At 42.6% G+C, this 10324-nt stretch carries 11 protein-coding genes; 6 read left to right on the forward strand and 5 right to left on the reverse strand.

Features of this window, described 5'->3' with window-relative positions; all coding sequences use genetic code 11:
* Nucleotides 1-348: 348 nt before the first annotated feature.
* Genes CXF82_RS09500 through CXF82_RS09515 form a run of 4 tightly spaced genes read right to left on the reverse strand, consistent with a single transcriptional unit; the run spans nucleotide 349 to nucleotide 3941 of the window.
* Nucleotides 349-915: a TlpA disulfide reductase family protein gene (locus CXF82_RS09500; RefSeq protein WP_101089201.1), complete on the reverse strand. Its 567-nt coding sequence runs from the start codon at nucleotides 913-915 to the stop codon at nucleotides 349-351.
* The gene (nrfF, locus tag CXF82_RS09505; protein ID WP_180961116.1) at nucleotides 912-1391 is read right to left on the reverse strand and encodes a heme lyase NrfEFG subunit NrfF; all 480 of its coding nucleotides are present in this window, start codon (nucleotides 1389-1391) and stop codon (nucleotides 912-914) included. The genes CXF82_RS09500 and nrfF overlap by 4 nt, the downstream gene beginning before the upstream one ends.
* Nucleotides 1391-1945 carry a DsbE family thiol:disulfide interchange protein gene (locus tag CXF82_RS09510; protein ID WP_101089200.1) on the reverse strand — a complete coding sequence of 185 codons (555 nt, stop codon included), beginning with the start codon at nucleotides 1943-1945 and terminating at the stop codon, nucleotides 1391-1393. Before CXF82_RS09510 ends, nrfF begins: the two co-directional genes overlap by 1 nt.
* A gap of 16 nt (nucleotides 1946-1961) precedes the next feature.
* Nucleotides 1962-3941 (reverse strand): heme lyase CcmF/NrfE family subunit, encoded by a 1980-nt coding sequence (locus CXF82_RS09515; RefSeq protein WP_102044083.1) that lies wholly within the window; start codon nucleotides 3939-3941, stop codon nucleotides 1962-1964.
* Between the two features lie 433 nt (nucleotides 3942-4374).
* On the opposite strand from CXF82_RS09515, the gene ccmI reads away from it, so the two are divergent.
* Entirely contained in the window at nucleotides 4375-5628 is a 1254-nt protein-coding gene (gene ccmI, locus CXF82_RS09520; RefSeq protein ID WP_101089198.1) for a c-type cytochrome biogenesis protein CcmI, read from the forward strand.
* A gap of 60 nt (nucleotides 5629-5688) precedes the next feature.
* On the opposite strand, the gene CXF82_RS09525 is transcribed toward ccmI, so the two are convergent.
* On the reverse strand, nucleotides 5689-5982 hold the full coding sequence (locus CXF82_RS09525; protein ID WP_101089197.1) for a c-type cytochrome: 294 nt from the start codon (nucleotides 5980-5982) through the stop codon (nucleotides 5689-5691).
* Between the two features lie 327 nt (nucleotides 5983-6309).
* Between CXF82_RS09525 and ccmA the strand changes: the two genes are divergently transcribed.
* From ccmA to ccmE, 5 genes are read left to right on the forward strand one after another with little or no spacing between them, the layout of a single operon-like run.
* Nucleotides 6310-6960, forward strand: coding sequence for a cytochrome c biogenesis heme-transporting ATPase CcmA (ccmA, locus tag CXF82_RS09530; protein ID WP_101089196.1), 651 nt, complete (start codon nucleotides 6310-6312; stop codon nucleotides 6958-6960).
* 9 nt (nucleotides 6961-6969) lie between these two features.
* Nucleotides 6970-7656: a heme exporter protein CcmB gene (gene ccmB, locus CXF82_RS09535; RefSeq protein WP_101089195.1), complete on the forward strand. Its 687-nt coding sequence runs from the start codon at nucleotides 6970-6972 to the stop codon at nucleotides 7654-7656.
* Nucleotide 7657: 1 nt separating this feature from the next.
* Complete coding sequence (locus tag CXF82_RS09540; RefSeq protein ID WP_102039836.1) at nucleotides 7658-8404, forward strand: heme ABC transporter permease; 747 nt, start codon at nucleotides 7658-7660, stop codon at nucleotides 8402-8404.
* On the forward strand, nucleotides 8404-8601 hold the full coding sequence (ccmD, locus tag CXF82_RS09545; protein WP_101089193.1) for a heme exporter protein CcmD: 198 nt from the start codon (nucleotides 8404-8406) through the stop codon (nucleotides 8599-8601). The genes CXF82_RS09540 and ccmD overlap by 1 nt, the downstream gene beginning before the upstream one ends.
* Entirely contained in the window at nucleotides 8601-9092 is a 492-nt protein-coding gene (gene ccmE, locus CXF82_RS09550) for a cytochrome c maturation protein CcmE (protein WP_101089192.1), read from the forward strand. Before ccmD ends, ccmE begins: the two co-directional genes overlap by 1 nt.
* Nucleotides 9093-10324: the final 1232 nt, after the last annotated feature.

Raw genomic sequence — 10324 nt, forward strand, 5'->3', positions numbered from 1 at the left:
TTTTCGAGTGCTGATTTCTTAATCACTAATGTGAAAAACTATCAAACCCGAAGCCCTTAAAGCGCTTGTCACCTGAGTCTCATCTCCGAGAAGATTTAACTCTCACCTCTTAGTTAAAAGAGATACTGATTACGCTGCAAGTCCCGTGTTTCCTAACCTTGCGGTAAGTTACTTGGCCTGCAGTGCCGTGTCAGTGGATGCGCATTATAGGGGAATACTGATGGAGCACAAGAGGATTTATGTATAAAAATGGAATAATCACACCAACCGCATAGTTACCAAACAATACGTACGAAAAAGGGGCTAAAAGCCCCTTTTTATCGTCAATTTGAACTTACTCAGTATCTATTACTGTGCTTGTTCCAAAAAGCCCTTTATTAACGTAACCGCTTTGTCATCGTCCCAATCTACAAAGGTACGAACAAAAGCGATCAACTCACCGTCTCTATTAAGGATAAAAGTCGCAGGAATCGTATCTAAAGGAAATACGTTACCTAAACTCTGCTCTTTATCATAAAAGGTAGTGAACTCTTCCATCCCTAATGACTTCAAAAAAGGCTCAACCTGCTTGTTACCATCAAGATCGATAGAAACAGGTAGCACTTCAAATTCGTCAGATCCGATCTTAGCAGAGAAGCGGCTAATCGCCGGAAGCTCCCTTACACACGGAGGACACCAAGTCGCCCACATGTTAACCATGACAACCTTTCCTTTATATTGACTGAAATCTACCGCGTTACCTTGACTATCTTTAAAAGGAACGGCTTCAATAGGGAATGGTTTAGGCAATACACTGATTTGATCAACACTTGATTGGATCTTCACTTCGCCTTTTTTTTGCATTCCAGGGTAAGCTTGCGCTTGCCCTGTAAACATTAAGGCAACCGCAAATAATCCAGATACTATGTTTTTCATTTAGTATCTCGCTTCAAAAGACGATCTAACTCTTTCTGATCTTCCGAAGTCAGTTCTTCAGTATTGCTTTCAGCTATACGTTGTTTACGAATAAACAGAAAGCCAATCATACCGCCGAATAATAATAAACCTATAGGGCCTAACCACAGAACATAGGTTTTAGCTTCCATTCTTGGCTTGTATAGTACGAACTCACCGTAACGACTTGTCATAAACTCAATGATATCATCGTCATTTTTACCTTCGTCGACCATTTCGTATACTTCTAAACGAAGATCTTGAGCAACCGGTGAATTCGAATCGACCAGATTCTGATTCTGACACTGTGGACAGCGTAGTGAATGCGCTAAAGAAAGCGCACGCTTTTGGTTTTCAGGAGACTTAAACTGATAAGTATCTACTGGCGTGGCATTAGCCACTGATGCCATGCTCAGCAATAGAACAAAAGCTGATAGACCCTTAATTAATGTCTTTATCATGATGCACCATCCTTTGCAGCTTCAGCTTGTAACTCTTGAACCATAGGATATAAGGTTTCTTTCCAAATACGTGCGTCAATAGGACCGGCGTATCTATAACGAATAATCCCTTTATGGTCGACAAGGAAACTCTCTGGAGCACCATAGACACCTAGGTCTAACCCAAGACGGCCTTTATGGTCATATATATTGATCGTGTATGGATTACCTTCACGGCTTAACTCGCGAATGGCTAATGCTCGCTCATCACGATAGTTAATACCATAAATGGGTAAAATATCTTTACGCGCTAATGTCATTAAAAAAGGATGTTCATACTTACATGAAGGACACCAAGTCGCCCACACATTGAGTATTGAAACTTTTCCTTTCAGAGTCTCATTAGTCAGAGTTTCCCCTGTCTTTTCCAAAATCTCTAATTGGAAAGCCGGTATCGGCTTTCCTTCTAGAGCAGAATCGAGGTTTTGAGGATTAAGGAAGAGTCCCTTATAAAGAAACACTCCCAAACCTAAAAACACAACTAGTGGAATAAATAAAACTAGCTTTTTCATACTTACCCTATTCCTATTACGCCGTTGCTAACTTATCATTTTTTTCTACGGTACTCTTATCTGTGCTGCTTGCTTTAACTCTGTAACGCTTGTCAGATGCAGCAAAGAAACCACCGATCATCATGAAGATAGCTCCGAACCATAACCAGCGAACAAACGGCTTATAGTTCAGACGAACCGCAAACTCTGTACGGCTAATAGGGTCGCCCATTGTGACGTAGAGATCTCGGAATAAGCCCCAATCGATACCCGCTTCGGTCATGTCCATTGTACGAACATTGTATTGACGACGGTCTGGTTTTAGTAATGTAACGTAATCATCACCTTGATAAACCTCGATCTGACCTTGCTGCGCAGTATAGTTAGGACCAACTACATTTTTAGTCTCTAGATACTTGAAGGTGTATCCAGCAAGCTCTTGAGAAACACCAGGTCCCATACGTACACTCTTCTCTATAGAGTAGTTAGAGACCATCGTTGCCCCAAGTACAGACACTGCAATACCTAGATGCGCAAAAATCATACCGAGCTGACTGCGAGCTAAACGTGTCATATCGACAGGACCTTCTTTGGTCTTAACGATATTATAAGCTGTTCGGAATGTCATTAACGTCACCCAAGTTGCGGCTCCAGTACCCAAGACAACCCAGATATTGAACTGACCATCGGCGATGAATGGTGCTGCTAAACCTACAACCGCGGCGATCATGGCAGGGATCATAAGTTGGCGTTTTAACTCACCATCTTTTGATTTCTTCCAGCGAATTATTGGACCAATACCCATGAAACCAAATAGTACGAGGACAATTGGAACAAATACTGCGTTGAAGTATGGAGGGCCTACTGAGATCTTACCCATACCTAAAGCATCAATAAGGAGTGGATAGAGCGTACCAAGTAAAACAGTACCACACGCTACAGTGAGCAATAAGTTACACACCAACAGCATGGTTTCTTTAGACTTAAGCTGGAAACGTGCGGGGCTTTTCATCTCGCTTGCTCGGAAGGCAAACAACGTGAGCGAGCCACCGACAGCCAAACCAAGTAGTAATAGAATGAACATTCCTCGACTTGGGTCTGCTGCAAATGAGTGCACTGATGTGAGTACACCGGAACGTACAATAAAGGTACCCAGTAAACTCAGCGAAAATGCAAAAATTGATAATAGAACAGTCCAGTTACGGAACGCGCCACGCTTTTCAGTCACAATAAGCGAATGAACAAGTGCAGTACCAATTAACCAAGGCATAAATGATGCGTTCTCGACTGGATCCCAGAACCACCAACCACCCCAACCAAGCTCATAGTATGCCCACCAAGAACCGAGTGCGATACCACCAGTAAGGAATACCCAAGCCGCTAATGTCCAAGGACGGCTCCAACGAGCCCAAGCAGAATCCAAACGTCCACTCATCAGTGCCGCAATAGCAAATGCAAAGCTTACAGAGAAGCCTACATAGCCTAAATACAGCATTGGAGGATGGAAAATTAAGCCAACATCTTGCAACATTGGGTTAAGATCTCGACCTTCCATCGGAATCGGAAACAGCCGCTCAAACGGACTAGATGTCAGCAACATGAATAGCGTGAAGCCAATCAGTATCATGGCTAAAATGGCTAGCACTCGTGCAGTAAAGACTTCTTCTAAGCCTTTACTAAACAATGCGACTGCTGCAGCCCAAGCTGATAATGAGAAAACCCAAAATAGCAATGAACCTTCGTGGCCACCCCAGACTGCGGCAATCTTAAAGAATATTGGCAATTCGGAGTTTGAATGATGCGCTACATAAGCGACAGAAAAATCGTCGACGGCAAAACTATAACCGAGCGCGATAACGGAGGTGAGAATAAAGAAGAACATTCCGTATGTTAATGGCCAAGCATAGCGCACCAAATATTGGTCTTTGCGCGCTACACCTACTAAAGGGACGATGGCTAGAAGCATGGCAAATGCCAGGCCTATAATCAGCGAAAAGTGTCCTAATTCTGGGATCATGGGTTTTCCTCAGTCCTAAATCATGTATTGATAAGCATACGCTAATATCATTACATACGTGTCCGTAGTTAACACTACTAAAAAGGGTACAAATTTAGCTCAGTTTAGTGTTTGCTGTTGTTCCTGTCTGCCTATTTCGTACAAATATGGGTGACTTGTCGCATTCTTCCCTTATTATTAGTACGAGCAACACATTAACAGTGATCAAGAAATACCACCATAAACTGAGCAGATTTGGTGGCATTTTTAAGTCAGACTCAATAAGTTCCCGTAAGTTTCCAGTTCTTTTGCAAATAAAATCAATCTGTGAACAAGTGCGCAACTATGACCATTTCAGGTTATATTACTGTTCAATGAATAATCTTTACGTATAATCTGACCCCTCGTTCAGCGGTAAATCCGCTTTTTCGCAAACTAAAGTGAAATAGACATAATGACCACATTCTGGATTTTGATAGCCTTATTTGTGTTGGTTAGCCTAGCGCTGATTTGGTTCCCACATTTTCGTCAGCAAAAAATGCTGCAGACGGAAGAAGCCGGTGTTCGTAGAAGCACCAACTTAGAATTATTTACTGAGCGTCTTTCTGTATTAGAGAAAGAACTCAGTGAAGAGTTACTTGAACAAGCTGAATTTGATGCGCTTAAAAAAGAGCTTGAAATGGGCCTGCTTCAAGATATGAAGCAGGGTGATGATGAATCTCTTGTCAACAAACTGAAGCCTAAAAGCATCGTATGGCCTACTGTGATGTCAGCAGTAATCCTTGGTATCTGTGGCTATATGTATTCCACACTGGGTGCATATCAAAACTTAGACAAACCAGTAGCGTCCAATGGACCACATGCAGGCATGGATACAGCTCAAATCATGTCGCAGCGAGTCCAAGAAATGGAAGCGCAGGCTCAAGCTCAACCTGATAACAGTCAGTTATGGTTTAGCCTCGGTCACACATACATCTCTGCTAATCGTTATGATGATGCCATCAAAGCCTTCGATAAAACGATGGAGCTGGTTGGCGTACATGCTGAGCTACTCGGCCCTAAAGCAACCGCTTTGTATTACCGTTCAAACCAACAGATGACACCCGCAGTTCAAGCCTTGATTGACCAGTCGCTTGCGCTTGATGATTCAGACCCTTCAACATTATTACTTGTCGGCATGGATTCTTTCTTCTCTGCGGAATATCAAACTGCTATAGATGCATGGCAATTGATTTTGGATAGCGAAAGTAAGGATGTTGACCGCAGTGCCATCATCAATGCTATCGACAGCGCGAAAATGAGAATGGAAACTGAAGGCGAAATGCCAAGTGATGACGCTCATAAGAATGTGAAACCTAAAGCGACCGCTAAGACGGTAACGATAGAGGTCTCTATTTCTCCAGAACTTCAAGCTCAAGTTGCTAGCACCGATATGTTATTCATCTTTGCTCGCTCAACAGAAGGGCCAAAAGTCCCTTTAGCGGCAACGAAAGTATCTGCAGAATCATTGCCAGTAACAATTACACTTGATGACAGCACTAATATGGGCGGTAACGTTAAGTTAAGCGATGCTAAAGCAGTTGAAGTCATCGCAGTGTTATCTAAACATGGCAGTGTTAAGCCACAAGCAGGTGACATTCAAGGGAAGCTTTCAATGCTAAAGCTTGGTGATACAGGGCAACTTATTCTTGATACCCAAGTTCAATAATCTCCATTTACAGACATAAAAAAACCGGCATAAGCCGGTTTTTTTATATCTACAAAAAGCTTACTTTGACATAAACTCAATTGCTTTTTTGTAGTCTTCGTCTGAACAATCAGTACACATTCCACCTGGTGGCATTGCGTTTAGACCTGATTTAACGCTTGATACTAGTGCGTCAGTGCCCTTCGCCAAACGAGGCTCCCATGCAGCAACATCATGTGCTTTTGGAGCACCAGCAACACCCATGCTGTGACAAACTTGACATGCTTTGTCGTAGATAGCTTTACCGTCTTGGGCAAATGCACTTGTAGACAAAGTCAACGCAGCAACTGCAGTCAGTGCTAATAATTTTTTCATTTTATAGGTTCCTAATGCAAATTCTCACAAAGCTCATGCTGCCCTTATCGAATGCGGCAGACTGATTATAGCTGGGCTAGGTTACTACAAACTTCGCTAAATGGCATCTATTTGTGATTTAAATCGCATTTAAGGCTGCTACACAAGACACCGCTCTCAGAAATGTCAATATATTAGTATTAGCAAATGTATAAAAAGTTCCTAAAAACTTTCTAATATTGGAACTACATCAAATTGCTGACACTTAACCTCACGCTGCACTAAACGCTTGAAAGTCTATGTGTTAGGATTACTTGTGTTTTTATACAGCATGATATAGAGGGCTCAGTGGTAGAACAATTAAAAGCAACAACACTGGTATCAGCTAGTAACTTAACCTGCATTAGAGAAGAGCGTATTCTTTTTGAGGAACTGTCCTTCGAAATAACTGAAGGTGAGATTGTTCAAATTGAGGGGCCTAATGGTGCCGGTAAAACAAGCCTTTTGCGGATCATCGCAGGTTTATCTCGCCCATATGCGGGCAATATCAATTTTAAAGGTGAAGACATCATTCGATGTCGAGATGAGTACAATGATGAATTATTGTATCTTGGCCACCTAGCAGGCGTTAAAAGTGAACTAACCGCAGAAGAGAATCTTAATTTTAATTTAAGACTCTGTGGGTATGATGGCTTCGACACTCGCGAAATCCTTTCAAAAGTAAACTTATCCGGTTTTGAAGAAGCACTAGCTGGCCACCTTTCGGCAGGTCAACATAGACGAACTGCGTTAGCCAGACTTTGGCATACGAACTGTAAGATTTGGCTTCTTGATGAACCCTTTACTGCAATCGATAAAAAAGGCGTAGAAGAACTGGAACATTTGTTTCTTGCTCATGCTAAGCGTGGCGGCTGTGTCATCCTAACAACCCACCAAGATATGGGTGTAATTAGCGATGATGTCTTACGTAAAATCCGTCTCGATTATCGCTTTGTTTAGGGGTTAACTATGAAAAAAGGCATCAGCTATACACAGGCTTTCGGTACGGTATTGAAGCGTGATCTACAGATTGCGATCCGTCACCGCGGCGATATATTCAATCCACTCCTGTTTTTCGTTCTTGTGGTCACCCTGTTCCCGCTAGCAATCGGACCAGAACCACAAGTATTAACTCGAGTCGCACCTGGTATTATTTGGGTTGCTGCACTTCTAGCATCAATGCTGTCTTTAGAACGTTTATTTAAAGCAGATTATGTTGACGGAAGTCTCGAGCAGATGCTGTTAAGCCCACAACCATTACCATTAATGGTTTTGGCTAAAGTGCTAGCACATTGGATATTAACAGGTGTGCCTTTAATTTTAGTGGCCCCATTATTAGCAGTACTATTGCATCTTGATAGCAATAGCTATGGCGCTCTAATCGCAACTTTAGCTCTCGGAACACCGGTATTGAGTCTATTAGGTGCCATAGGTGTGGCATTAACTGTTGGGCTCCATAAGGGTGGCGTGCTGCTAAGTTTGCTAATTTTACCTTTATATATTCCCGTACTAATTTTTGCGACCAGCGCGATAGATGCTGCAGGTCTGAATTTACCTTATGATGGTCAACTCGCTATAATCGGCGCTATGTTGATCGGTTCTTTAACGTTAGCACCATTTGCTATTGGTGCTTCCTTACGAGTGAGTACTAACTAAAATGTGGAAATGGTTACATTCCTACGCGGATCCTGAACGCGCTTACAAGCTTTCAAGCAACCTATTACCTTGGTTTGCAACACTAGCAATCGCTTTTATCGGTATAGGTACTATCTGGGGCTTAGGTTTTGCCCCTACTGACTACCAGCAAGGTGATAGTTACCGAATTATCTTTATCCATGTACCGGCTGCGTCGATGTCGATGGCTGCTTATATGGCCATGGCAACATGTTCGTTCATCGGTCTTGTTTGGCAGATTAAATCTGCTGACTGGGCTGCTGCCTCTATTGCCCCTATTGGTGCGGTAATCACCTTTATCGCGCTAATTACAGGTTCGACCTGGGGTAAACCAATGTGGGGTGCTTGGTGGGTATGGGATGCCCGCCTAACATCGGAGTTAGTACTACTCTTCCTTTATTTGGGTATAATATCTCTTTATGCCTCATTTGAAGATAAAGTACTTGCCGCTAGAGCATCTGGTATTTTGGCGCTTGTTGGTGTCATCAACATCCCAATTATCAAGTACTCTGTAGACTGGTGGAGCTCATTGCATCAACCATCTACAATCCGTATTACGGAGAAATCAACCATGTCTACCGATATGCTGTACCCGCTGCTTATCAACATCGTTGGTTTCGGACTTATGATCGCAGCGATTACTATCGTGAGATTTAGATCAGAAATTTTAGCACGAAATGGCATGCGTCCATGGGTGCGTGAACTTGCTAAAGCAGAAGGGGTCAAATAATGCAATTCGACTCAATTAGTGAATTTTTAAACATGGGCGGCTATGCTTTTTATGTATGGCTAGCTTACGGAGTCACTTTCTTCTCTCTTGGAACGCTAGTCGTTTCAAGTGTTAGACAGAAACGTAAAGTGTTAGTTGATATCGCAAAGAAGATTCAACGAGAAGAACGCCTTAAAGAAACTCGGAGTACTAAATAGTGAACCCAAGACGAAAGAAACGCTTAACCCTTGCTGTTGCCTTAATCGGTGGTGTTGCAGCAATTGCATCGTTACTTCTGTATGCATTGAACTCGAATTTAAACTTGTTCTTTACTCCTACTGAGATTGTTCAGGGTAAAAAAGATACCGGTGTAATGCCAGAGATTGGTCAACGCATTCGTATTGGCGGCATGGTAACCATAGGCTCTATGGTACGCGATCCCGACAGCCTTCATGTTCAATTTGCAGTACATGATTCTTTAGGTGGTGAAGTCATTGTAACTTATGATGACCTATTGCCTGACTTGTTCCGCGAAGGTCAAGGTATCGTCGCTCAAGGAGTTCTATCTGCACCTGGCACTCTTCAGGCGACTGAAGTTCTTGCTAAGCATGACGAGAACTATATGCCTCCAGAAGTAGCTGAAGCAATGGGACAGACCCATGAAAAGCTTGAATATGACGAAAATCAGGCTAAAGCCGCTGGTTATTAATAACAAAAGCTGCTGTTAACTTATAAAGCCTTCATTAATTGAAGGCTTTTTTGTATCGAAAACACTTTCATAAATGTAGGGTACCTTCGCTGTAACTCCCAATATCATGGAGATGGCCTCACCCTTTAGAAGTAAAAAGAAACTATCACTTACTGTTCTTGACCTTCTTAGTTACAACCATTCGCCATCCCTTATTGCCTCACGTATATTTATACCTATAACTCAGCAGAAGTAATGTTGGCCAAGGACTTGGAGTCATCTGGGATATCCGCTGTGGCGTTATAAGTGTAAACCACCATTACACCGATACGCCCGGCTATATTTGCTCAGTCACCGTACCGACCTATGCTTTACTCTATCTGCTATCGCCACAATAGCCACCTAAACAACTTGCGGCAATAGTGATGCCTTTAGCCGGAGTGAGGCATCACTTTACAGTCGTGTCACACAATAAAATCCCCCTGGCAGTAATTTACCCGTTAACGTCAAATTAGGTATTTTGATATGGCCACTACTAGTTAATATACCCAGTAGTGGCTCAAACTATCCCTAATTAAGTCACACTAGCCTTGGGATAGACTTCACGCCTGCCGAGTATCCACTCACCTGACGCGCTATTTTCACGTCACTTTAATGATCAATTTCGATTTGAACATCAAGTTTATTTTTGTGGGCTTTAACTACCAATATTAATGGCGATTTCGATTAAGCCCGAACACGCCACACACTTCAGAGACCGTGTCGCACGCCTTAAATTTATTACGATTACAGATGATTGAGAGCGTCTGGTATCAGTAGATCGATAGTTTTCTAGGATATCTCTTCTACAGGATTTTCCTTTACGTACTAACTCTCAAGCTTTTAGGCTCTGTAGGAGTTGTTGTAGACTTTGCGATTCCAGACTTTCACCGCCACGATACTAGCTGCTTCCCAGCGGTATAGTCTTGCTAGACAGTCAATAATGCCGCTCCCTGCATAAAACCCAGGATAGAAATTGCACTAGATAGCTTCAGACATTAGGTCACCTCTAAGATTATGAAATCGCGATATAAACCTCTAACTAGCTAGCGAAATTAACCTTCCCACTACAATGCCAGCACATTTTGCCTCTTCGATAGAGGAGCGACACGACTAAAGAGACACAAGTAAACTAAACCTTAATCACGCAATTAATTGGCTGTGGCTGTGGCTGTGGCTGTGGCTGTGGCTGTGGCTGTGGCTGTGGCTGTGGC

Source organism: Shewanella sp. GutDb-MelDb (genome assembly GCF_002836075.1).
Lineage (GTDB): Bacteria > Pseudomonadota > Gammaproteobacteria > Enterobacterales > Shewanellaceae > Shewanella.